The sequence below is a fragment of the Halomonas sp. CH40 genome, assembly GCA_041875495.1.
In the GTDB taxonomy this organism is placed as follows: domain Bacteria; phylum Pseudomonadota; class Gammaproteobacteria; order Pseudomonadales; family Halomonadaceae; genus Vreelandella.
Window position 1 is genome coordinate 499,409 of the sequence record CP112982.1, and the last position, 23,437, is coordinate 522,845.

Consider the following 23,437-nt stretch of genomic DNA (forward strand, 5'->3'; position numbering starts at 1 on the left):
GCCAGACTGGTAGAATCTTTCTTTTTTTAGCAATCAAAGGGCAAAATCGCCATGCAACACGCTTCCCGGGCGGTGGTTTCCAATCAGACAGGGCCGCATGAAGACGTGGCGCGCAGGGTCGCACGGGCGCTTGAACACCCGCTGCGCAAACCCTTGGCCGCTCACAATCAGCGGGCGTTTGAGCAGGCTGCCAAATGGCTGCAGGCCCAGGCCGCGCCGCTGATCCTGGACGCTGGTTGCGGGGTGGGTCTGTCTACCCGGCGGCTGGCCCAGCGCTTTCCTGAGCACGCCGTGATCGGGGTAGACCGCAGCGCAGATCGGCTCGGGCGTGATCATGGAACCGTGCCGGAAAATGCCTGCCTGATACGCGCGGATCTGGTCGATTTCTGGCGGCTGGCGCTGGATGCGGGCTGGGCGCCGCAACGCCACTATCTGCTGTACCCTAACCCCTATCCTAAGGCGGCCCATCTGAAAATGCGCTGGCATGGGCACCCGGTGTTGCCCGCCATTCTCGCATTGGGCGGGCATCTGGAAGTACGCTCCAACTGGCCGTTATATGTGGAAGAGTTTGCCCAGGCGGTGGCTCAGGTGACTGGCCTGACGGCTGATATCCGTTGCCATAACCCCAATGGTGACTACCTTACGCCCTTCGAGGCGAAATATGCCCGCAGTGGCCAAGCCCTGTGGCGGCTCACCGTTGGATTGGAATCGCGATGACTTTTATTTATCTTGTGCTCGCCGTGGTGGCTGAAGTCGTGGCGACCAGTGCGCTGAAAGCTTCTGACGGCTTTACCCGGCTATGGCCCAGTCTTTTGGTAGTGTTCGGTTATGGGCTGGCCTTTTACTTGCTTGGGCTGGCACTGCGGGTGCTACCGGTTGGGGTGGCCTATGCGATCTGGGCAGGCCTGGGGATTGTGCTGGTGACTCTGGTCGGTATGGTGGTCTTCGGTGAACGACCGGATTTGCCAGGCGTGTTGGGTCTTGTATTGATTGTCTCAGGCGTCGTGGTGCTGCAGGTATTTTCAAAGATGAGCGTGCATTAAGTGGGTGCACCGACAACAGCTGAAGGGCAGGCGCTAATATGAAGACGGACAGGTTCGGCAAGCAGCAGTTCATGGGTAAGCCCTCTTTTGGCCGCTGGCTGGCGCTAGCCTTGGCCAGCGCGATGGTGGCCAGTAGCACACTGCTGATTAGCCCAGTGGCACTGGCAGATTTTTCACGCCTCGCCCAGTTGCAGCAGAAAGGCTTTGCGATCAGCGCTGAAGCGCGCCTGATTGATGCGCCCAAGGCCACTCTCGGGAGTATCAATCCGCAAGAGTTACGCTCGCCGGCATCGGTGACCAAGGCGTATCTGGCCGCCGCAGCGCTTAGCCGTTTTGGCCCACAGCATCGCTTTACCTCACGCCTGGCTAGCCTGGGTGAGCTGGATGGCAATGGCGTTCTGAAAGGTGATCTGATATTTGACGGCGGCGGCGACCCAGGCTTGACCAGTGAAGACCTGTGGCGCCTGGTTCAGCGGTTGCAACAGGCAGGTGTGCGTGAAGTGCGCGGTGCCCTGGTAGTTAACCAGTGGCGTTTTGGGCCGGTACAATGCCTGACCACTGACCGCTGTGAAGCGCGTACCCGTGTGACCAACAGCTACAGCGCGCCCTTGTCATCGGCGGGGGTCAACTTCGGCAGCTGGTGCGTTAATGTGGCGCCTGCCACCCGTCCAGGGCAGCCCGCTAGAATCACCCACTGCGATGGGCCATCGTCCCTGGTGCGCGTTGACAATGGCGTCGTCACCCGGCCGGATAACAGTGGTACCGAGCTAAGCGCCGAGCGTATAACGGACGCCAGTGGTGATCTGATGCGCATCAGCGGACAGATATCCACCAATGCCAGGGCCCGGGATATCTATCGCGGCGCCAGCGATAGCGCCGAGCAGACTGCGCAAACCTTACACGCCATGCTCACCCGCGCGGGTATTACCATTACAGATGCGCCTCGGGTCAGCGCAGAGCGCCCGCCACAGTGGACGCAAACCCTGGCCGCTGTGGATGGCAAGCCGCTGCAGGAACTGCTGCTGCGCACCATGAATTACTCCAACAACTATATGGCCGATGTGCTGGCGCTGAACCTGGTGGAAACGCCAAGGGCCGAGTTGCGCCAGGCGGGGCAGGCGCTGGAAAGTTTTGCCAATGGCTTATCGGGCCACGGTTCGGCCACCTTTGAAAGCGGCAGTGGGTTGACCACCAGCAATCGCACCAGCGCCCATGGGGTCAATGTGATGCTGGAATCCATGTTTCATGAAACAGCGCTTTTCCCCAGTTTTGTAGCCACTTTCCAGTCGCCGGTGAACGGTGTCATGCGCTTTATCCGGCGCGGTTCGGATACCTTTCAGAATAATGTCATGATCAAGACAGGCACCCTCAATCAGCCGTTTTCAGTACGTGCGGCGGCCGGTTATTTCCGCACCGCCTCCGGGCGCTGGGGGGTGTTCAGTATTATGGTCAATGGTAATGCCAGTACGCCCTATTTAAGCTGGTCGGATGTGTTGGCGCCTTTGTCCCAGGATCTGGATGCCATGATGCTGGCCCACTGATTCTGGCCGACTGATTCCTGACAATCTGAAACCGCCATAGGATATAAGGAAACGCCATGAAATCCAGTCATACAGGATTGAAGCATCTGTTGCACTCAACCCGCTATTCGCTTAAAGGGTTGCAGGCGGCGTTTCGCCATGAAGCCGCGTTTCGTCAGGAAGTCGTGCTTAGCGTGCTGTTGCTGCCTCTGGCCTGGTGGATTGCCGATGACCCGATAAGCTGGCTGATCCTGATCGGCTCCTGCCTGGTGGTCTTGATCACCGAGTTGCTGAACAGTGCGGTCGAAAGCGTGGTTGACCGGATCGGCACGGAAAAGCACGAGCTTTCCGGGCGCGCCAAGGATATTGGCTCGGCAGCCGTGATGCTGGCGCTTCTGCTGGCGGGGCTGTGTTGGGGGCTAATGGCCTGGCAGAAATTTTTTGGCTAATCGCAAACGTGGCCTGAGGAGAAAAACATGCAACTGGATGATAGCTGTTTAGCGCTTGATACACTGCCAACGCCTTTACAGCCGCCTGCACAACAGGCGCGTACGCGATTGAATGAAGCCCTGGCCCAGGCAGACAACATTGCCTCAATGAGCGGGCAGGAATTACCGTCGGAAAACTGGGCAGGGTTATCCGCTGAGCGCTGGGCCGCACTTTTGCGGGTGATCAGCATCTCGACCTTTGCCCTGGACACTCTGGCACGCACCCCTGACGTGCTGTTTGAGCTGGATACGGCGGGCGAGCTGGATGCTACGCCGGAGCGCGATACTCAGGCTAGCTGGCTGGCAGAGCGCCTCAATGATGCCGAAGACGAAGCGGCCATGCACAGTGTCATCCGGCGTTTTCGCCGCGCGCGTATGCTGGGTATTGTGTGGCGGGATCTGAACCGGCCTGCAGGTTACACCATGTGGGATACCGCCGCGGCGGTGACGTCCCTGGCTGAAATTTGCCTGGAAGCAGCGCTGGGCTGGCTGGAAGCTTTTCTGGCGCCCCGCTGGGGGCACCCCGCCCAGCGCGCGGATGGCAGTGAACAGCGTCTGGTCATTTTGGGGATGGGTAAACTGGGTGCCGGGGAGCTTAACCTGTCATCGGATATCGACCTGATTTTTGCCTTCCCTGAAAACGGCGAGACCCAGGGTGGACGCAAGTCATTGGAGCATCAGGAATATTTTACCAAGCTGGGTCAGAAACTGATTGCCGCCCTGGATGCGGTCACTGCTGACGGTTTTGCCTTTCGCGTCGATATGCGTCTGCGCCCGCTGGGCGATGGTGGCCCTCTGGTGGGCAGCTTTGCAGCGCTTTCCGCCTACTATCAGGATCAGGGCCGCGAATGGGAGCGCTATGCCATGCTCAAGGCCCGCCCGGTGGCCGGTGAGCTGGATGCCGGAGACGAGCTTTTGGCCAGTCTGCGGCCTTTTGTATATCGCAAGTACCTGGATTTTGGCGCGATTGAATCGCTGCGCGAACTCAAGGCAATGATCAACCGCGAGGTCAAGCGCAAAGGCATCGAAGGCAATATCAAACTTGGCCCCGGCGGTATCCGTGAGGTCGAGTTTGTGGTGCAGGCCTTTCAGCTGATTCGCGGCGGGCGTGACACTGAACTGCAGGTCACCTCGTTACGCAAAGCGCTTAAGCGCCTGCCGGATCTGGGCTTGCTGCCTCAGCCGGTGGTGGATGAACTGCTGCCTGATTACGCTTTTTTACGCGACCTTGAGCATATTCTGCAGGGCATGGAAGACCGCCAGACCCAGCGTCTGCCGGATAATGACCTGGATCGTGAGCGGGTTGCCCTGGCCCTGGAAATGGAGGATTGGCCTGCAGTGATGGCGCGCCTGGATGAGGCGCGTGCCCGGGTGCGCCGCCATTTTGATGCCGTGATTGCTGACCCGGAAGACGACGTTGAAGACGCCCATGACAGCCAGGCCCAGGCGCTTGAACAGTGGCGCCTGCTATGGCGCGGTGAGCTGGAAGAAGGGGTGGCTGAGGCGAAGCTGGAACAAGCTGGCTTTATCAAGCCGGCAGAGGCGCTGAAACGGCTGCACCAGCTATACCATTCCCGTCAGGTGCAGAATATGCAGCGGATTGGCTTTGAGCGCCTGGATGCCCTGATGCCGTTATTGCTCGATGCCCTGGCGCAAAGTGACCATCCCGACACCGCCTTGCCGCGGGTTCAGCCGCTGCTGGAAGCGGTGTTGCGGCGCACCGCCTACCTGGCCCTGCTGCGTGAAAACCCTCATGCGCTGGAACACCTGATGCATCTGTGTTCCGCCAGCCCCTGGATCGCCGAGCATTTGGCGCGTTACCCGATTCTGCTCGATGAGCTGTTAACCCCGGAATCGCTCTACACGCCTGCCGACAAGACGCGCCTGGCCGATGAGTTGCGCCAGACGCTCAACCGTATTCCCGAGGACGATGAAGAGTCTTTGCTGGAAGCGCTGAGGGTATTCAAGCATGCCCAGACGCTACATGTGGCAGCGTCGGATATCGCCGGTACCCGTCATCTGATGAAGGTCAGTGACTACCTGACCTATATTGCCGAAGTCATACTGGATGCTGTGCTGGCCATGGCCTGGAAGCACCTGACCCGCAAGCACGGCACACCCCCCGGTATGCAGCAGGAAACGCCGGATTTTCTGATTGTCGGCTATGGCAAGCTGGGGGGTATCGAGCTTGGCTACAGTTCCGATCTGGATCTGGTGTTTCTGCATGACAGTGATGGCAAGGGCGCAACGGATGGCCCGCGACCGGTTGATACACCAGTGTTTTTCACCCGCCTGGGGCAGCGGGTCATTCATCTTCTGACGGCGGTGACCCCGGCGGGCAGCCTGTATGAAGTCGATATGCGCCTGCGTCCGTCCGGCAACGCTGGGCTGCTGGTCACCTCGCTGGACGCCTTTGCCGATTACCAGCGCGACAATGCCTGGACCTGGGAGCATCAGGCCCTGGTACGCGCTCGGGTGGTGGCGGGCAACGAACAGCTGGCCGCCAAGTTCAATACGCTGCGCGGTGATATCCTCGCCCAACCCCGCGACCGTGAGGCGCTGCGCGCTGATGTGGTCAAGATGCGTCACAAGATGCGCGATCACCTGGCCAGCAAGCAAGCCGATACCTTCAACCTCAAGCAGGATGCCGGTGGCATGGTGGATATCGAGTTTATCTGCCAATACGCCGTCCTGGCGTTTGCCCATGAGACCCCCGCCTTGCTGACCCATAGCGACAATATCCGTATTCTGGAAACCTTGGAGGACAGCCACTACCTGCCTCAGCAGGAAGCGGCGCAGCTGAGGGAGGCCTACCTGGCTTACCGGAGCACCACTCATCGAGCTGCCCTGACGGGTGAAAAAGCCGTGCTTGATGCCCATGCCTTTGCCAAGGAGCGGGAAACCGTCAGCCAGCTATGGGCTCACTTTATGGGCGAGGAAGACTAAGTGCTTAACCATATTCTGGCGACCCTGCTCCCGGTATTTCTGATTGCGGGATGCGGCGCCGCTTACGGACGTTTCCGTACGCCGGATATCCGCAGCCTTAACACCCTCAATATGGAGCTGTTTGTTCCACTTTTGGTGTTTGCTGTGCTGGCTGACCGTCAGGCGCCGCTGGCCGATTATGCCTGGCTGGCACTGGCGGCCGCCTGTGTGGTGCTGGGCTCTGGCCTGGTGCTATGGCCGCTGGTCAAGTGGCTGAAACTGGATGTTAAAACCTTCCTGCCGCCGATGATGTTCAACAACTCCGGCAATATGGGCGTACCGCTGATCGTGCTGGCTTTTGGCGAGCAGGCTCTGCCAGCGGCCGTCGTGGTGTTTATTGTTGAGATGCTGCTGCATTTTTCGGTTGGGCTTTACATGCTCGATCCGCGCACTCCGCTGTGGCGCCTGCTAAAAATGCCGATCGTGTTTGCCAGCGTGCTTGGGCTTGGGGTCAACATGGGGGGCGTACCGCTGCCGGGCTGGTTGCTGGAGGCCATGCACATGCTCGGCGGCATATGTATTCCGCTGATGCTGTTTGCCCTTGGGGTACGTCTTTTGGAAATTGATTTCAGCGACTGGCGCACCGGCATGCTGGGGGCGCTGCTTTGCCCGCTTTCCGGGCTGGTTATTGCCTTGCCCTTGATGTGGTTATTACCGCTGGATCCGCTGCAACTGGCGGTGTTACTGGTGTTTGCAGCCTTACCGCCTGCCGTATTGAATTACTTGGTTGCCGAACAGTACAAGCTGTCGCCGCATCACGTCGCGTCGCTGGTGTTGATCGGCAACCTGGGCAGCCTGATCGTCATGCCGTTGACGCTAGCAGCTGCCTTTGCATGGTTTTATGCACCGGTTTAGAACCAGTCTGTCATGACCGCTTGTTGGGTTGGTCGCGGTCTGCGTTTTTGACATCATAGTGGCCTTCCAGGGTGTGCTGGGAGGCGCGGTCTTCGCGTTGAGCGCTGCCACTGCCGATATCCTGAGCCTGCTGGGCGCGTATCTCGTCCATGCGTTTGTTCATCTTGCGGCGCAGAAACGGCATCATGGCCCAACCGACCAGCATGAACACCAGCCCAAGCAGCACGGCAACCAGCATGAGTGCGCCTACCGCCAGCCAGATAAAAAACAGCTTGATGGAACCCAACAGGCCGGCTGGACGTGTCTGGGCAGCGCGTGCCCGCCATTGGTTGGCTGCCTGCCAGGCTGCGTTGCGTTGCTCGCGATCGTTGTGTGGCATTCCTGTCTCCAGATGAGCTATTCGACCCATTGGAACATCAATTCAGGCGCAAGTTCACGCTGGGTAATGCTGCTGTTGTTTGTGCCGATCTTGTATATGATGACCGCTGACGCTGATCGTTGGCTTGTAGCGTGAAACACGCTGGCCGCAGGACATAAATGACAGGCAGGGTGACTGATGATGCGACAAGTACGACGTGGAGCGACCCGCCGAACACAACCCTCTGGGGCCTTTGACCGCTGGTTGAACCTTGCAGTCAGTGTTGCCGTCGGGGTGGCGCTACTGGTAGGGCTGGCAGCCGTGCTGGCGCATCTGTTCTTCACTCCTTGACATGATTGCTGACTAAATGATTCCTAATTCGTATGCTGGAAACCTGCTGACAGAGAGCCGCCGTTTGGCCTCCCGGCGTGAAATCTTTGGTTGGGCAATGTTCGATTTTGCCAATCAGGCCTTCACCCTGCTGATCATTACCGTGGTCTTTGGCGAGCTGTTCACTACCGTGATTGTCGGTGATCGCGGCGATAACTTTCGTCTTGCCAACCTGCTCTGGAGCCTGGCGCTGGCAGTGAGTTTCCTGCTGGTGGTGCTAACCGCGCCCCTGTGCGGAGCGATAATGGATTATCGCGCCGAGAAGAAGCGCTTTCTGTTTGCCAGTTATCTGGCCACAGTGGTTGCTACGGCGCTGCTCTACTTTGTGGAACCTGGTTATATATGGCTGGGTATGCTGCTGGTCATCGTGTCCAATTATGCCTATTCCATGGGCGAGTCCTTTATTGCCGCGTTTTTGCCTGAACTCGGGCCACCGGAATTTCTGGGCAAAATTTCCGGTTTTGGCTGGGCACTGGGCTATATCGGTGGCCTGTGCGCGGCAGGGTTCACCCTGATTGTGCTGGGCGAGGCCAGCGCTGAAAACTTTGAGCGGATTCGCTGGGTAGGGCCTTTTGCAGCAGGCTTTTTTCTGCTGGCAGCTATTCCAACCTTTGTATGGCTTAAAGAACGCGGCCAGGCGCAGCCGGTGGTCACTAACTATCACCAGATTGCTTGGCGGCGAGTGACCACCACTCTGCATGAACTGCATCGCTTCCAGGATCTCAGCCGATTCCTTGTCTCGCTGCTGTTTTCAATGGCGGGGGTCTACATCATTATTGCCTTTGCGTTTATCTACGGTGCTCAGGTGATTGGCTGGGATGAAAGTGTCCGTAATATCATGTTTATCATCGTCCAGATAACCGCCGCCGCCGGCGCGGTGGGGCTGGGCTGGGTACAGGATCGTATTGGCGCCAAGCGCACCTATCAGATCACCTTGCTGCTGTGGGTGTCGGCGATTATCGCCATCTGGGCAACGCCACAGGTCACGGCTCTGGTTAACCATCTGTTTGGCTGGCAGTGGCAGGCTCAGTACGTCTTTCTTGTGGTCGGCTGCCTGGCCGGTTTAAGCCTGGGGTCCAGCCAATCGGCCAGCCGTGCCCTGGTTGGGGTGTTTTCGCCGCTTTCCAAGTCTGCTGAGTTTTTTGGCTTCTGGGGGTTGGCCAACAAACTGGCGGGTGTGCTGGGCATTGTGATGTTGGGCAGCCTGCAGGCGGTGGTGGGGCTGCAGGGGGCTATCCTGCTGTGCGCGCTCCTGTTTGTAGTGGCGATTGTGGTCTGCATGGGTGTGAATGAGCGCCGTGGCCGTGAGGCGGCACAGCAATGGCGCGGCCTTTGAGTTTGTTATTGAAACTTTAGGCGGCCACGGGAGACAAACAATGAGATGGCGCGAGTATGGCAGTAGCCTGATGATGATGCTGTTATTCTGGGTGCTGTTAATGGCGGTGGGCACCTGGTGGGTTCATGGCGGCTGGCAAGCCATGCTGCACCCTAATACGCACATTCTGGAAACCGCCGAGCCGGGCAAGCCGCTGACGCTTAAACGTAATCGTGCTGGCCACTTTGAAGCCCCGGGTTTTATTAACGGGCAGCCGGTCATTTTTTTGCTGGATACCGGCGCTACCTACGTGGCTGTGTCCGCCAACCTGGCTGATGAACTGGGCCTGGAACCTGGCCGCAGCACCTGGTTCAACACTGCCAATGGCCGGGTCGAAGGGGCCTTGACGCACTTGGATGAGGTGCGCTTGGGCGCTATTCATATGGCGGATGTACAGGGCTCGATCAGCCCGGAAAGCGAACAGGATATCGTGCTGCTGGGAATGAGTTTTCTTGGCTTGCTCAATATCCAGATGCAGCAGGGCGAGATGAGAATTCGACCTCCTGAAGAAGCGGTATCGCAATAAATGGCGGCGGTTGGCGGCAGGTCGAGACAGGCTGATTGGCTTTATTTTTTACGTTAAACAGAGAAGAGAGATACACAATGGGAATTGAAGTAGGCGGGCTTCTGGGCCTGATCTGGTTGATTATCCTGATTTGGGCCATCGTCAAGGTTGCCAAAAGCTCATCAGGTGCCATATCCAAACTGTTATGGATCCTGATTCTGCTGTTTTTCCCGCTGGTCGGGTTTATCATCTGGCTGCTGCTGGGGCCCAAGGGATAGCCAGCCTCAGGCCCGTTAATAATGATGCTTCTATCAGCAGGTAAGCATTGACGTTTGCCTTCTGTACCTTGGTCTGCATCTTGAACGGTTATTCGTTATTTTCTTCTTTTATCGGCATTCTATAGTGCCCGGGAATTTTCAGACGCTCGCCATTAGGTAAGTCGTAAATCTGAGTGGGGACATAGACACGTTTGATAATGCTTTTGGGTTTGCTGTCAGGCATTGTCATTGTCTCCTTAAAGGTTGACATTTCTTGACATTCCTACCTTAGTCGCCCGGCGCGAGCGATTCAAGGCTTCATATATCGGCTGAAACCCATAAAAATGTACGTTTCAAGTGGATTAAAGCAGGCGAATATGGCTTTTTCAGGTATCCTGATACAATGTAAACAGGTGTTTCTTTGGCTGATAGCATAAGAAGCGCAAAAGATTCAAGTGGAGTATACAAGCCAAATGGTCGATGATTTAGAGAAGCGATTTGAGGAATTAGGCAATGAAGAGCCTGTGGCTCCAGATTTTCCTGATCAGGATCACGTGCTGATTATTGAAGATGATAAGCGCCTGGCTGAGCTGACCCGTGATTATCTGGAAGCCAATGGTTTCCAGGTATCCCTTGAGGCAGATGGTTCCAAAGGGGTGGATCGTATTCTGACCCTGCAGCCGGATCTGGTGATTCTTGATCTGATGTTGCCTGGAGAAGATGGGTTATCAATATGTCGGCGGGTGCGGCCTAACTTTTCTGGCCCTATCATGATGATGACGGCGCGTACTGATGACCTGGATCAGGTGTTGGGCCTGGAAATGGGCGCTGATGATTACGTCTCCAAACCGGTTCAGCCACGGGTATTGCTGGCCAGGATGCGTGCCCTGTTGCGTCGAGCTGATCAGCCATTGCCCACTGGCGAAGTGCGGTTACGTTTTGAGAACCTTGAAATTGATAACGCAACCCGCGAGGCCTGGCTGTCAGGAGAGCGCATTGACCTGACCAGCGCAGAGTTTGATCTGCTATGGCTGCTCGCCAGCAATGCAGGCCACGTGCTGACTCGGGAAGAAATTTTCACTGAGCTGCGTGGCATCAAATATGATGGCCAGGATCGTTCGATTGATGTGCGTGTGTCGCGCATCCGCCCGAAGATTGGTGACGACCCACACCAGCCGCATCGCATCAAGACGGTGCGCAGCAAAGGCTATCTGTTTGTAAAGGATAGCTAAGGGGAACAATAGCCAAGGACGACGACTGCTTGCCGGGCAAGCTGAGAGGATTATGCGCTGGATGAAATACCGTGGTTCCTTTCTACGCTTCTATCTGCTTTTGGGGCTGACACTGTTGGCAATCTTCCTGATTGCAATGATAGGGCGGATGTTGATTGAGAGGGTGGGCCACGAAGATTACCGGGAGCAGTTAGCACACTTTCCCATGGCGGTGCTGATGACTGAACTTGCGCCGCTGTCAGCCGTTGAGCGTGAACAGCGCCTGCCTGCGCTGAGTCAGCGGCTGGGCTCAGCGGTGGAGCTTGATCTGGTACCTGTGGCAGACGCTGACCTGAACTTTTTCGAACAGCAGCGCTTGAATCGCGGCGGCGTGCTGGTTGAAACTGCCCCCTGGCGGTTGCGTCAACGCCTGGATGGCTCTTCCTGGTTACTCAGCCTGACGCTGGATGAATGGCAAGAGCAGCAGTGGCAGGCGACGGTAGCGCTAGCCGCTGAAGGTTTGGCTAGCCTACCCTTAGAGCGCCGTGAAGCGCGTCTTGACGAACTAGCCAGTACGCGCTGGAGCTTGCGCCTGGTCAATCAGCTGCCGGACGATCTGTCTGCCCAGCAGCGCCAGACGCTGGCCCGCGGCGAGGTGGTCACCCGCCTTGCCGGGGAGCGCCTCGATATCACCCTGTTGACACCTCTTTCAGGCACATCGCCACTTGGCCCTCCATGGCTTGAAGCCGAGCTTCTCGCCTATGACGATCCCTTGCCGCTGCATCTGCATCTGATGCTGCTATTGAGCGTCATGATGATTCTCACCCTGGTGATCTACCTGATCATGCGCAATATCGAATCCCGTATGGCCCGCCTGGAGCTGGCTGCCACACGTATTGCCAGCGGTCGTCTGGAAACGCGTGTCAAAGTCCAGCAAGGTGATTTTCTCGGGCGTCTGGGTATGGCATTCAATGCCATGGCAAGTCAGGTGCAGACGCTGTTGCGCGGCCAGCAGGAGATGATTCGCGCTGTTTCCCATGAGCTGCGCACGCCGGTGGCACGAATCCGCTTTGCCGTACAGATGGTGGAAGACATGACCGATAAGCCGGTCATTCAACGCCAACTGCGAGGTATCGACGCCGATATTTCTGAGCTGGATAAGCTGGTTGACGAGATTCTTACCTATGCGCGCCTGGATGGTGATGCCGTCAATGCGACCGAGATGGAAACCGCACTGGTAGATTGCCGCGCCATGGTAGAGCGGGTGCTGGATACTCTTGCGCCACTGCATGACAACATGACCCTGGCGCTGTTGCCTGGGCCTGATACAGAGCTGCTTGCTGAGCCGCGCTATTTGCAGCGGGCACTACAGAATCTGGTCAGCAATGCTTGCCGGTACGGCCGCTCTCGGGTCGAAGTGCGAGTTTGGAACGAGCCACACCTGGTGCGCATTGATGTAGAGGATGATGGCCCTGGGGTGCCGAAGGATTCACGCACGGAGATTTTCAAGCCCTTTACCCGCCTGGATGATAGCCGCGCACGTAGCTCTGGCGGCTATGGCCTGGGCCTTTCGATTGTGCAGAAAATTATCATCAGGCACGGGGGTAGTATCACCACTGACACTAGCCCCAACCTGGATGGCGCGCGTTTTACGCTGTTGATTCCACGTCGCGATTCGCTGGCTTGATCCCCGCGAGTACCGCAAAAGAGGTGGCGCGTGCGGTGTCCAGAAAATCTTTTATCCACGGCATTTCCAGGCTTTCTTCGCGAATGGCCGCATATAAGGTGTTCCACACTCCCTGTTCGCCGAGCTTGACCGCTACGACATAATCGCGCTGCAGGTATTCGGTCAATGCCCAGTTGGGAAGAGCGCACACGCCGCGACCACTGGCCACCAGTTGCATCATCATCAGGGTAAGCTCAGCGGTGCGGATTTCTTTGGGGCGTACCTTGGCGGGGGTCAGGAAATGGCTAAATACATCCAGGCGGGTGTGCTCAACCGGATAGGTGATCAGGGTTTCATCAGCAAGCTGTGACGGTGTGACAAAGCGCTGCTGTGCAAAAGGGTGCTGACGGGCAACTGCCAATAAGCCTTCATAGCGAAATAGTGGCGCATAGTGAACACCTTCCAGCGGCTGGGGGTCGGCGGTAATCACCAGATCCAGCTGCTCACGGGCAAGCGCCGGTAAAGGGTCAAAATGATGCCCCCCGGGAATATCGATTTCCACTTCCGGCCAGTGGTCACGAAAATGATCCACCGTGGGCATCAGCCACTGAAAACAGCTGTGGCATTCGATGGCCATATGCAGGCGCCCTTGTTCAGCGCCGGCCATTTTGGCGATATCCCGCTCGGCACGGCGCACTTCCGGCAGGATACTGTCAGCCAGGTGAAGAAGCCGCAGACCCGCCCGGGTAAATTCCACCGGGCGGGTCTTGCGTACAAAAAGCGCGGCATCCATACGGTTTTCCAGGTCTTTCAGCTGATGAGAAAGCGCCGATTGGGTCAGGTGTACCCGCTCGGCCGCTTCCACCAGAGAGCCCGTTTCACGCAGGGCCAGCAAGGTGCGCAGATGGCGTAATTCGATCATCTTGCCAGCTTATCAGCTTTTCGACGCATAGGCGTAAAGTAAGGTTTCCTGGGCGCTGATCGGCGCGCCGTCGCCATGGCCCTGGAGTTGATAGCTGCCGTCTGATTGCAGCAGCCAGCTCTGGCAGTTGTCCACCAGGTAGGTCTCCAGATCTTTACGCACCCGGGTCGCAAGTTTTTTATCCAGCAGCGGAAAACAGGTTTCCACCCGGTGGAACATGTTGCGCGCCATAAAGTCGGCGCTGGAACACCAGGTTTCCGGCTTGCCGTCGTTATGGAAGTGGAATACCCGGGTATGCTCCAGGAAACGGCCAATGATCGAGCGAACACGGATGTTCTCGGAGACCCCTTCAATACCGGGTTTCAGGCAGCACATGCCGCGAATGATCAGGTCACATTCCACTCCGGCCTGTGAAGCGCGGTAAAGCGCCTTGATCAGCTTCGGCTCGGTCAGCGAGTTGCACTTGACGATGATATGAGCGCGTTTGCCCTTACGGGCATTCTGGGCTTCCCGATCAATCATCTCACACAGCCGCTCATGCAGGGTAAAGGGCGCGTGCAGCAGGGTGTCAATGCGCCTTGCCCGGCCCATGCCGGAGAGCTGCTGGAACACCCGGTGAACGTCGGCACACAGAGCTTCGTTGGCGGTCAGCAGGCTATAGTCTGTATACAGCTTGGCCGTCTTGGAGTGATAGTTGCCGGTGCCAAGGTGCGCATAGTGACGTAGCGCGCCTTTTTCACGCCGCACGATATGCATCATCTTGGCGTGGGTTTTGTAGGCCATGACCCCATAGATGACGATAGCGCCTGCTTCCTGCAGGCGCGAGGCGAGCTGCAGGTTATCGGCTTCATCAAAGCGCGCGCGCAGCTCAATCACCACGGTGACTTCCTTGCCCTGGCTTGCCGCATCCACCAGGGCACTGACAATCGGAGAATCCGCACCGGTGCGGTAGAGGGTCTGTTTGATCGCCAGTACATCCGGGTCGCGGGCCGCTTCGCTGAGCAGATCCTCAATGGGGGTAAATGACTGAAACGGATGATGGAGCAGAATGTCGCTTTTGCTGATGGCGTTAAACAGGCTGCCGCTCTTGAGTGACTTGGGCACACCGGGCGTAAAGGAGCGATAAAGCATCTCGGGCCGGTCAACGTCTCCCAGTACGGCCATCATGCGGGTCAGGTTGACTGGGCCTTCTACCCGGTAAAGATCTTCCTGTTCCAGGTTGAACTGACGTAGCAGGAAGTTGATCAGGTCTTCCGGGCAGTTATCGGCGACTTCAAGGCGTACCCCGCTGCCATAGCGGCGGGCGAGTAATTCACCGCGCAGCGCAGAGGCCAGGTCGGAGACTTCTTCCGGGTCGACGGTCATATCCGCGTTGCGGGTCAGGCGGAACTGGTAGCAGCCGCGTACCTGCATGCCGGGGAACAGCTCTTCGGCGTGGGCATGAATCATCGAGGACAGAAAGACATATTCCGAATAGCCTTCTTCACACAGCTCCTTGGGCAGCGTCATCAGGCGCGGCAGCGAGCGTGGGGCAGGCAGAATCGCCATGCCTCCGGCGCGGCCAAAGGCATCCTTGCCTTCAAGCTCAACAATAAAGTTGAGGCTTTTGTTAACCAGGCGGGGGAAGGGGTGAGAAGGGTCCAGCCCGATAGGGCTGATGACCGGCATGATTTCGTTGTTGAACATTTCCCGCACCCAGTCTTTCTGGGCTTGGGTCCACTGGCTGCGGCGCCGAAAACGCAGGCCTTGGGCTTCCAGGGCAGGCAAGAGGGTATCGTTGAGAATCTTGTACTGGCGGGCAATCTGCTCGTGGGCGATCTGTGAGATTTCGCTCAGCACGGCTTTAGGCAGGCGGCCATCGGCCCCTGTGGTGTCATCACCTAAGGCAATCTGATGCTTCAGGCCAGCGACCCGGATTTCGAAAAATTCATCCATGTTGGATGAGAAAATAAGCAGGAACATCAAGCGGTTAAGTAATGGGTGCGCGTCATCCAGCGCTTGCTCAAGCACACGGATATTGAACTGCAGATGAGAAAGTTCGCGGTTGAAATACAGCTGGGGATCATCCAGATCGGTTTCCAGCTGACTTTCACGTGCTTGTACACCGGTTGTGGTGCGGTTAACCCGCAAGGTCGGTGCGTCGTGTTCTCCAGCCATGGATTCAATCCCTGTCTGCGGTTGTTGTTCACCGGTGGTATCCATCACTGCTCCTGATTCATCAAATTTGCCATTCTATTCTTCATTATGGATGATAAAAATGACAACTGGGTGTCACCAAAAGGTCATCTGGCGTTCATTGGCCAGAATGGACAGCCGTGCACGTTTAGTCATTGGCCTTGAGAAGCCGGGCAGCGTCGAGTGCAAAGTAGCTGAGGATGCCGTCGGCACCCGCACGTTTGAAACACATCAGTGATTCGATAATCACGCTGTCGGCGTCCAGCCAGCCATTATCAAAGGCGGCACGATGCATGGCGTACTCGCCGCTTACCTGATAGGCAAAGGTGGGTACCTGAAGCTCATGTTTTACCCGGCGAACCACATCCAGGTAGGGCATGCCCGGTTTGACCATGACCATGTCGGCGCCTTCGGCAATATCCATAGCCACTTCGTGGAGGGCTTCATCACTGTTGGCTGGATCCATCTGGTAGGTGCGCTTGTCGGCCTTGCCCAGGTTGCCCGCTGAGCCGACGGCATCCCGGAAGGGGCCATAGTAGTGGGAGGCATATTTGGCGCTATAGGCCATGATGCGGACGTTATGCAGGTGTTCCTGCTCGAGCACCTGGCGAATTGACCCGATGCGGCCATCCATCATGTCTGAGGGAGCGACCACATCCGCACCGGCTTCCGCGTGGGAAAGCGCCTGCTTGAGCAAGGTGTCGACCGTGCGGTCGTTGATCACATAGCCCTGCTCATCAATAATGCCGTCCTGGCCGTGGCTGGTGTAAGGGTCGAGTGCTACATCGGTGATAATGCCAAGTTCAGGCAGGGCCGCCTTTAGTGCCCGCACGCTGCGCTGCACCAGTCCCGCTGAGTTGTAGGCTTCTTCGGCAAGTTCTGATTTCTGTTCCGGGCCGACCACTGGAAACAGTGCCAGAGCAGGGATACCGAGCGCATAGGCTTCCAGAGCCTGTTCAATCAGCAGATCCAGGGACAGGCGCTCAACGCCGGGCATGGAAGGAACAGCCTGACGTTGATTTTCACCCTCCAGTACAAACACCGGCAGAATAAGGTCGGCGGCAGAAAGGCTGTTTTCCTGCATCAGGCGGCGTGAAAAAGCGTCGCGGCGCATGCGGCGCATACGCGTGGCAGGAAAGTGACGCTGGGTGGGAGTCGTCAATGCTGTTCTCCTTGCTTCTCTATAAGGGGGTATGCAATCAGTATCTGTGCAGAGTATATCAGTCTACTGATAAGGCGAAAGCTGGCTTGTGGCTGTCACATAAACTGCCTAAAGTAGACGGCTGTTAATAAAATGCTATAAAAGAGGATGTTTCATGACAAAACAGGTCGCAGTCATTCTGGCCGGATGCGGTGTATACGACGGCTCTGAAATCTATGAAACCACCTTGACGCTGCTGCGTCTGGATCAGCTGGGCATTGGTTATCACTGCTTTGCTCCGGATATGGATCAGCATCAGGTGATTAATCATGTCACCCAGCAAGCCACGCAAGGCGAAACGCGCAACGTGCTGGAAGAGTCAGCTCGGCTGGCGCGTGGTGATATCAGCCCGTTAAGTGAGCTGGATGCTGGTAATTTTGATGCGGTGATTGTGCCCGGCGGCTTCGGGGTGGCACAGAACCTGTGTGATTTCGCCGTTCAGGGCGACAATATGCAGGTTCTGGAACCGCTTAAAGAGGTGCTGGAAGCCTTCCGTGAAGACGCCAAACCAATTGGTCTGATATGTATTGCGCCGGTCATGGTGCCGCGCCTGCTCGGGGAAGGCATTGCCGTCACTATTGGCCACGACCCGGGTGTTGCCGGTGCCATCAGCGCCATGGGCGGCCTGCACCGCAGCTGCGGCGTTGAAGAGATTGTGGTCGATTTTGAGAACCGTGTGGTCACCACCCCCGCCTATATGCTGGCGACCCGGATCAGCGAGGCTGCCACTGGGGTTTTCAAACTGGTAGAACGGATTGATGAAATGATGGGCTAACAGGGCGTTAACTAATTAAAAAAACCTCCGCTATGTGGATGATAGCGAAGGTTTTTTTATGCAAGCTTATAAAGTTTAAGCGTTAGCCGTTCTCGCTGAGCTCGTCTTCTTCTGCATCCTTGACGGCTTTGCGGCGTACCAGCCTTCCAAACAGCAGGCCAACCTCGTAAAGCAGGTACATGGGCACGGCCAGCAGGCTTTGCGAGACCACATCGGGCGGTGTCAGCAGCATGCCGACTACAAAGCAGCCGAGAATGATATAGGGGCGCTTCTTGGAAAGACTTTCCACGGTGGTAGCGCCACTGAAAATCAGCAGGAAGGTGGCAATCGGAATTTCAAACGCCACCCCAAAGGCAAAAAACAGCTTCAACACAAAATTCAGATACTGGTTGATATCCGTCATTACCTGAATCTCTTCCGGACCCGTCTGGGTGAAGAAGGCAAACAGTAACGGAAACACCACGTAATAGGCGAAAGCGGCTCCCGCATAGAAAAGTCCGACACTGGATATCAGCAGCGGAATCGCCAGCGCCTTTTCATTATCGTAAAGCCCGGGCGCAACAAACGACCACGCCTGATGAAGAATGAAGGGCACCGCCGCAAACACTGCCACAACAAGGGTTAGCTTGAAGGGCGCCAGAAAGGGCGAGGCCACTTCGGTGGCAATCATCTGCGAGCCTTCAGGCAGCAGCGCCATTAGCGGTTGGGCCACAAATGTGTAGATATCATTGGCAAACGAGTACAGGCCAAGAAAGATCACCAGAACCACTATCACGGCACGCATCAGGCGTGAGCGAAGTTCGATCAGGTGTTCAATTAATGGTGCTTGTGCCTGTTTGGCTTGCTGATCCTGAGAGTCACCGCTGCTCATCGGGGATTGCTATCCTGTTGAGTCGACGTCGAGTGAGGCGACGTCTTGGAAGAGGACGGAGAAGTCTGTGGGGTAGAAGCCTCGGCCGGTGGCTTTTCCTGAGTGCCTGAATCCGCGGTTGAAGCGCTGGTTTCACGCACTGTTTCCAGGGCATCGTCAATACGCGCCGATGCGTCCGCCAGACGCTGCTCCTTGCTGGGTGAAGCGCTGTCGCTGTCTGAAGACTTGGGGGCTTCAGCGATATTCTCAACGTCCAGCTTGGCTTTCTTGAGGCTGTCATCCAGTTTTTTCTGCTGTTCGTTAAGCTTCTGGCGCAGTTCTTCAGATTCAAGCTGTGCGCTGATTTCACGCTGCATGCCGGATACCGAGCGCTTTATCTTGCCGATCCACAGCCCGGCGGTACGCGCCGCACGGGGCAGGCGCTCAGGGCCGAGTACCAATAACCCAACCACGGCGATGATCAGGAGTTCAAGAAAACCGATATCCAGCATGGCTTATTTGCGCTCTTCGCTGTGTTCAGTACGCTTTTCCTGCGCCTGAACGTCATAGGTGTTGCCGTTTTCTTCATGGCTGACCTTGGCTTGAGGCGTTTCGGCGTCTTTCTTGTCGCCTTCTTTTTCCTCATCGTGAATGGCTTTCTTGAAACCCTTCACGGCGCCGCCCAGGTCGGTGCCTACATTGCGCAGTTTCTTAGTGCCGAAAATCAGGATGATAATCCCCAGAACAATCAGCAACTGCCAAATACTGATGCCACCTAACATATGCGAGTCCTCGTGTGTGCTCGGCAAGTCAACCGGAAAATAGATGTAATGACGATCAGGCCTTGTTGCGAGCGGCTTTTTCGTCGTGACCCGACACGCCAAAACGACGCGCCAGTTCGTTAATCACAGCCTGGTGATCCAAGCCTAAGTGAGAAAGCATGACAAGGCTATGAAACCACAAATCTGCCGTTTCGGCGATAAGCGCCTGCTGTTTACTTTGTTCGCCGCTTTCTGCGTCTTTGGCGGCGAGCAGGGTTTCAGTGGCTTCTTCACCTACTTTCTCAAGTATCTTGTTCAATCCCTTATGATGCAAGGAGGCAACATAGGATTCGTCTGGCGCTGCGTGACGACGTTGCCTGAGCACCTCGAACAGGGCATCGAGTACGGTGTCGTCAACGGTAGGTGATGGCGTCTTGGTCATGATGTGTCCTTTTTTACCGCTTACAGCGCTTTGTCGCTTAAAGCGTTTAAATCTCAGCTATTGCCATCCTGATAATGGCCTAGTGCCACACCAGGAGCAAAAGCCCGATGGCCGCTGCTGCCAGTACCGGCCAGTCTTGCACGCTGGCCCACTGGCTGAGCGGCTGCCAGGTGAGCGCGATGGCAAGCAGGATCAAGCCGAGCTTGAGACGGTAGTGGCGTTTGTTTTGCTGGGTCAGCGTCTGCCGGATAGAAGTGATGGCATTGGCCTGCTGGTGGCGCTGGCGATGCTCTTTCTCCATACGGCTGAGGGTCTGGTGAGCTAGTACCGGCAGCTCAGGCAGTTGATGAGCAAGCTCTGGCGCCTGGCGCTTAAGTGAATCCCATAGCCCGCGCGGGCCGGCACGTTCCTTCATCCAACTTTCCAGAAACGGCCTTGCGGTGCTCCACAGATCAAGGTCGGGATACAGCTGGCGCCCCAGACCTTCAATATTGAGCAGGGTTTTCTGCAGCAGCACCAGTTGGGGCTGTACTTCCATATTGAAGCGCCGGGCGGTCTGAAACAGCCCCAGCAAAACTTGCCCGAACGAAATGTCCTTTAACGGTTTTTCCAGAATCGGCTCACATACGGTACGGATGGCGGCGGCAAACTCATTGGCGCGGGTATCTTCGCTTACCCAACCGGATTCGATATGCAGCGCTGCAACTTCGTAATAATCCTGATGAAAGAAGGCTAGCAGGTTGCGCGCCAGGTAATCCTGATCTTCTCGGGTCAGGCTGCCGACAATGCCGCAATCGATAGCGATATATTGAGGGTTTTCCGGGTCATCGCAGTTAACAAATATATTGCCGGGATGCATGTCGGCATGGAAAAAATTATCGCGAAATACCTGGGTGAAGAAAATTTCAACGCCACGCTCAGCGAGCTTCTTCAGGTTGGTGCCTCGTGCGCGCAGCGTCTCGGTATCCGCTACGGGCACGCCGCGAATGCGTTCCTGAACCATTGCGTGGCGGCGGGTGTAGGTCCAGTGGATAGCCGGTACGTAAAGCAGCGGCGAATCCTTGAAGTTACGCTTTAGCTGAGAGGTGCTGGCCGCTTCCTTGTAGAGATCAAGCTCGTCAAACAGGGTGGCTTCGTAGTCGCGAATGACCTCCACCGGGCGCAGACGACGCGCTTCGGGAATAAAGCTCACCAACCTGGCTAACTGATACATCAGGCCCATATCCTGGCCCATGACCCTGTCGATGCCTGGACGGATAATCTTGACCACCACTTCTTCACCGCTATGCAGCTTGGCGACATGCACTTGGGCAATCGATGCCGAGGCCAGCGGCGTGCGGTTAAAACTGGCAAAGGCAGTGCTTAGCGACATGCCCATTTCTTTCTCGACTCTGGCAACCGCTGCGTCACCAGGAAAGGGCGGAACCTGATCCTGCAGACGCTTGAGTTCGTCAGCAATATCGGCTGGCAGCAGATCGCGACGTGTAGAGAGCATCTGACCGAACTTGACAAAAATGGGGCCAAGTTCTTCAAGCGCCAGTCGCAGCCGTTCGCCGCGCGGACGTTCACCGAGGGGGAACAGCTTGAGCGGTGAAATACTCATCAACAGGCGCAACCACCAGGGCAGACGGGCCACCGGGATCAGGGTATCAAGGCGGTAGCGGGCAATTACCCAACCAATGCGCAGCAGGCGCAGGCTCATGAGCCGGAATCTCCTTGTGACAAGCGCTGGGTCAGGCGTCGGTGCAGGCGGTTAAGCCGGGCTTCCAGCCGGTCGGTGGATATTTCCAGCTCGCTGAGATGATCGCGCAATACGTCGCGCTGCTGGCGACCGGGAAGCAGCTTGGCCTCTTCGAACACGTATTCAGACACGTCCGCCATCAGCTCATTGCTGGCACGCAGCCCCCAGCGGCCTGCACGACGCAAGCCTTCGGCAAGCGAGTGCGCGGGGATATCGCCCAGCCAGTTGGCCAGTTCGCCTTCCCAGTCGATATCCAGGTCGGTCAATAGCTCCTGAGTGGCTTCAAGCAGCTGGATGCGCCCGCGCACCGATAGCTTGCCTTCAAACATCAAGCGCTCGACAGAGCTGCCGCTGACCCATTCCGAGAAGGTTTCCGGCGATAGTTCAACCACCGCATCGGCGCTGGTTTCATCAATGTCTTCGGCGCGTAGCAGGTCAATGCCAGACGGATGAAACGCCATCAACAGAGCCAGCTGGGGCTGCTCAAGGCGAATCAGCAGGCGGCTGCCTGCCAGGACGTCCAGGCGCTGAGGGGAAGCCGGGTCGCGAGCCAGCAAGGCATTCAGCATACGTTCGCAGCCTGCCAGCAGCAGGGCGGGAGTTACCAGCATGCCAACCTCACTGTGTGTTTGATAATGGCGTGCTTCATAGTTTGATGCCACGGTGCAGGGCGACAATGCCACCCGTCAGGTTGGTGTACTCGACACGCTCCAGCCCAGCGGCTTCCATCATCGCCTTGAGGGTTGGCTGATCGGGGTGCATGCGGATTGATTCTGCCAGATAGCGGTAGCTTTCGGCATCCCCTGCGACCATCTCGCCCATACGCGGCAACAGTCGGAAGGAGTATTCATCATAGGCCTTGGATAACAGGGGGTTAGCGGGTTTGGAAAACTCCAGTACCAGCAGGCGCCCGCCCGGCTTGAGCACCCGTTGCATGGAGCGCAGAGCCGCATCTTTGTCAGTGACGTTGCGCAAACCAAAGGCGATGGTGATGCAGTCGAAGCTGTTATCCGGGAAGGGCAGGCATTCAGCATTGGCCTGAACGTATTCAACATTGCCGCCGACGCCGTTATCAATCAGCTTGTCGCGCCCGACGCCCAGCATGGAGGCGTTGATATCTGCCAGCACGACCTTGCCTCGGGGGCCAACCATGCGTGAAAACTTGAGCGTCAGATCGCCGGTTCCACCTGCAATATCAAGCACCTGATGGCCAGGACGAACGCCAGAACGCTCAATGGTGAGGCGTTTCCAGAGGCGGTGAACGCCCATCGACATCAGGTCATTCATGACATCGTAGCGGGCAGCCACGGAATGAAAGACGTCGGCGACGCGGGAGGCTTTTTCATCAACGGGAACTTCCTGGTAACCGAAGTGAGTCGTACGTTTTTCTGTGGGGCTCATGGAGGGGCGGCTCCCGAATTCGAGACGGTGAAGGCCAGCCTGACGGTGTGTCAATGCCTGGCTGCAACCGTCGTTAAAAAGTTGCCGCTATTGTAGCCTTGTCAGGCTAGGCTTGTCTGCGCTTGGTGTCGCTTATACCTGTTTGATTTCAATACCCAGTGGCTCGCGGGATGCGCCCACCTCTTTCAGGCGTTGCAGATAGTCGCGCCAGTAAGCGTCCTGATGGGTGCCTAAGTCGTAAAGATAGTTCCAGGTAAACAGGCCGCTGTCGTGGCCATCGTCAAAATGCAGCTTGAGCGCATAGTTGCCTGCCTGGGTAATATTCTGCAGGCCGACAAATTTCTTGCCGACCTGCAAGACCGCCGTGTCGCCGCCATGGCCGCGCACCTCAGCGGAGGGTGAATAGACGCGCAGCAGTTCAATCGGGAGCTGAAAGGTATCGCCGCTGGCGTAGCCGAGCTCAAGCTCGCGGGCTTTGCGGTGATAGTGAACGCGAGAAGGGATGGGAGCGTCCAT

Annotated in this window: 25 protein-coding genes; 13 read left to right on the forward strand and 12 right to left on the reverse strand. The window is 57.0% G+C overall.

The genetic code is table 11. The annotated features are described in order from the left end of the window. The first annotated feature begins 51 nt into the window (after window positions 1-51). From OR573_02395 to OR573_02420, 6 genes are all read left to right on the forward strand, one after another. Window positions 52-717 carry a methyltransferase domain-containing protein gene (locus tag OR573_02395; protein XGA80532.1) on the forward strand — a complete coding sequence of 222 codons (666 nt, stop codon included), beginning with the start codon at window positions 52-54 and terminating at the stop codon, window positions 715-717. Beyond that, on the forward strand, window positions 714-1,043 hold the full coding sequence (locus OR573_02400; GenBank protein XGA80533.1) for a multidrug efflux SMR transporter: 330 nt from the start codon (window positions 714-716) through the stop codon (window positions 1,041-1,043). Before OR573_02395 ends, OR573_02400 begins: the two co-directional genes overlap by 4 nt. 122 nt (window positions 1,044-1,165) lie before the next feature. After that, the gene (gene dacB / locus OR573_02405; GenBank protein XGA81647.1) at window positions 1,166-2,584 is read left to right on the forward strand and encodes a D-alanyl-D-alanine carboxypeptidase/D-alanyl-D-alanine-endopeptidase; all 1,419 of its coding nucleotides are present in this window, start codon (window positions 1,166-1,168) and stop codon (window positions 2,582-2,584) included. Between the two features lie 56 nt (window positions 2,585-2,640). After that, window positions 2,641-3,012: a diacylglycerol kinase gene (locus OR573_02410; GenBank protein ID XGA80534.1), complete on the forward strand. Its 372-nt coding sequence runs from the start codon at window positions 2,641-2,643 to the stop codon at window positions 3,010-3,012. Between the two features lie 27 nt (window positions 3,013-3,039). Then, the gene (glnE, locus tag OR573_02415) at window positions 3,040-5,997 is read left to right on the forward strand and encodes a bifunctional [glutamate--ammonia ligase]-adenylyl-L-tyrosine phosphorylase/[glutamate--ammonia-ligase] adenylyltransferase (protein XGA80535.1); all 2,958 of its coding nucleotides are present in this window, start codon (window positions 3,040-3,042) and stop codon (window positions 5,995-5,997) included. Beyond that, window positions 5,998-6,891 (forward strand): AEC family transporter, encoded by an 894-nt coding sequence (locus OR573_02420; GenBank protein XGA80536.1) that lies wholly within the window; start codon window positions 5,998-6,000, stop codon window positions 6,889-6,891. A gap of 10 nt (window positions 6,892-6,901) precedes the next feature. Here OR573_02420 and OR573_02425 read toward each other — a convergent pair whose 3' ends face one another. Continuing rightward, the gene (locus tag OR573_02425) at window positions 6,902-7,270 is read right to left on the reverse strand and encodes a hypothetical protein (protein ID XGA80537.1); all 369 of its coding nucleotides are present in this window, start codon (window positions 7,268-7,270) and stop codon (window positions 6,902-6,904) included. A gap of 177 nt (window positions 7,271-7,447) precedes the next feature. Here OR573_02425 and OR573_02430 point away from each other — a divergent pair, with 177 nt between their 5' ends. From OR573_02430 to OR573_02455, 6 genes are all read left to right on the forward strand, one after another. After that, window positions 7,448-7,600 (forward strand): hypothetical protein, encoded by a 153-nt coding sequence (locus OR573_02430; protein ID XGA80538.1) that lies wholly within the window; start codon window positions 7,448-7,450, stop codon window positions 7,598-7,600. A 16-nt stretch (window positions 7,601-7,616) separates the two neighbouring features. Further along, window positions 7,617-8,975, forward strand: a complete 1,359-nt coding sequence (locus OR573_02435) for an MFS transporter (GenBank protein ID XGA80539.1) — start codon at window positions 7,617-7,619, stop codon at window positions 8,973-8,975. Between the two features lie 40 nt (window positions 8,976-9,015). Continuing rightward, entirely contained in the window at window positions 9,016-9,540 is a 525-nt protein-coding gene (locus OR573_02440; protein XGA80540.1) for a TIGR02281 family clan AA aspartic protease, read from the forward strand. Window positions 9,541-9,617: 77 nt separating this feature from the next. Then, entirely contained in the window at window positions 9,618-9,797 is a 180-nt protein-coding gene (locus tag OR573_02445; GenBank protein XGA80541.1) for a PLDc N-terminal domain-containing protein, read from the forward strand. Between the two features lie 452 nt (window positions 9,798-10,249). After that, entirely contained in the window at window positions 10,250-11,008 is a 759-nt protein-coding gene (locus OR573_02450) for a winged helix-turn-helix domain-containing protein (GenBank protein XGA80542.1), read from the forward strand. Between the two features lie 52 nt (window positions 11,009-11,060). After that, on the forward strand, window positions 11,061-12,674 hold the full coding sequence (locus OR573_02455) for an ATP-binding protein (protein XGA80543.1): 1,614 nt from the start codon (window positions 11,061-11,063) through the stop codon (window positions 12,672-12,674). On the opposite strand, the gene OR573_02460 is transcribed toward OR573_02455, so the two are convergent. The 3 genes from OR573_02460 to hemB all read right to left on the reverse strand — a co-directional run bounded on the left by OR573_02460 (window position 12,637) and on the right by hemB (window position 16,912). Next, the gene (locus OR573_02460) at window positions 12,637-13,575 is read right to left on the reverse strand and encodes a LysR family transcriptional regulator (GenBank protein XGA80544.1); all 939 of its coding nucleotides are present in this window, start codon (window positions 13,573-13,575) and stop codon (window positions 12,637-12,639) included. The genes OR573_02455 and OR573_02460 overlap by 38 nt on opposite strands. Window positions 13,576-13,587: 12 nt before the next feature. Then, window positions 13,588-15,732, reverse strand: coding sequence for a polyphosphate kinase 1 (ppk1, locus tag OR573_02465; GenBank protein ID XGA81648.1), 2,145 nt, complete (start codon window positions 15,730-15,732; stop codon window positions 13,588-13,590). A gap of 166 nt (window positions 15,733-15,898) precedes the next feature. Further along, window positions 15,899-16,912, reverse strand: coding sequence for a porphobilinogen synthase (gene hemB, locus OR573_02470; GenBank protein XGA80545.1), 1,014 nt, complete (start codon window positions 16,910-16,912; stop codon window positions 15,899-15,901). 154 nt (window positions 16,913-17,066) lie between these two features. Between hemB and elbB the strand changes: the two genes are divergently transcribed. Next, window positions 17,067-17,726 carry an isoprenoid biosynthesis glyoxalase ElbB gene (gene elbB, locus OR573_02475; protein ID XGA80546.1) on the forward strand — a complete coding sequence of 220 codons (660 nt, stop codon included), beginning with the start codon at window positions 17,067-17,069 and terminating at the stop codon, window positions 17,724-17,726. 82 nt (window positions 17,727-17,808) lie between these two features. On the opposite strand, the gene tatC is transcribed toward elbB, so the two are convergent. The 8 genes from tatC to OR573_02515 all read right to left on the reverse strand — a co-directional run bounded on the left by tatC (window position 17,809) and on the right by OR573_02515 (window position 23,437). Beyond that, window positions 17,809-18,597, reverse strand: coding sequence for a twin-arginine translocase subunit TatC (tatC, locus tag OR573_02480; GenBank protein XGA80547.1), 789 nt, complete (start codon window positions 18,595-18,597; stop codon window positions 17,809-17,811). Beyond that, window positions 18,594-19,088 carry a Sec-independent protein translocase protein TatB gene (gene tatB, locus OR573_02485; GenBank protein ID XGA80548.1) on the reverse strand — a complete coding sequence of 165 codons (495 nt, stop codon included), beginning with the start codon at window positions 19,086-19,088 and terminating at the stop codon, window positions 18,594-18,596. The genes tatC and tatB overlap by 4 nt, the downstream gene beginning before the upstream one ends. Before the next feature lie 3 nt (window positions 19,089-19,091). Then, window positions 19,092-19,358 (reverse strand): Sec-independent protein translocase subunit TatA, encoded by a 267-nt coding sequence (gene tatA, locus OR573_02490; GenBank protein XGA80549.1) that lies wholly within the window; start codon window positions 19,356-19,358, stop codon window positions 19,092-19,094. Window positions 19,359-19,413: 55 nt separating this feature from the next. Next, window positions 19,414-19,779 (reverse strand): phosphoribosyl-ATP diphosphatase, encoded by a 366-nt coding sequence (locus OR573_02495; protein XGA80550.1) that lies wholly within the window; start codon window positions 19,777-19,779, stop codon window positions 19,414-19,416. A gap of 79 nt (window positions 19,780-19,858) precedes the next feature. Beyond that, window positions 19,859-21,481 carry a ubiquinone biosynthesis regulatory protein kinase UbiB gene (ubiB, locus tag OR573_02500; GenBank protein XGA80551.1) on the reverse strand — a complete coding sequence of 541 codons (1,623 nt, stop codon included), beginning with the start codon at window positions 21,479-21,481 and terminating at the stop codon, window positions 19,859-19,861. Then, window positions 21,478-22,131, reverse strand: coding sequence for an SCP2 sterol-binding domain-containing protein (locus OR573_02505; GenBank protein XGA80552.1), 654 nt, complete (start codon window positions 22,129-22,131; stop codon window positions 21,478-21,480). The genes ubiB and OR573_02505 overlap by 4 nt, the downstream gene beginning before the upstream one ends. 34 nt (window positions 22,132-22,165) lie before the next feature. Next, on the reverse strand, window positions 22,166-22,921 hold the full coding sequence (gene ubiE / locus OR573_02510; protein ID XGA80553.1) for a bifunctional demethylmenaquinone methyltransferase/2-methoxy-6-polyprenyl-1,4-benzoquinol methylase UbiE: 756 nt from the start codon (window positions 22,919-22,921) through the stop codon (window positions 22,166-22,168). A gap of 132 nt (window positions 22,922-23,053) precedes the next feature. Then, a complete protein-coding gene (locus tag OR573_02515) occupies window positions 23,054-23,437 on the reverse strand; it encodes a DUF971 domain-containing protein (protein XGA80554.1) in 384 nt (127 codons plus the stop codon).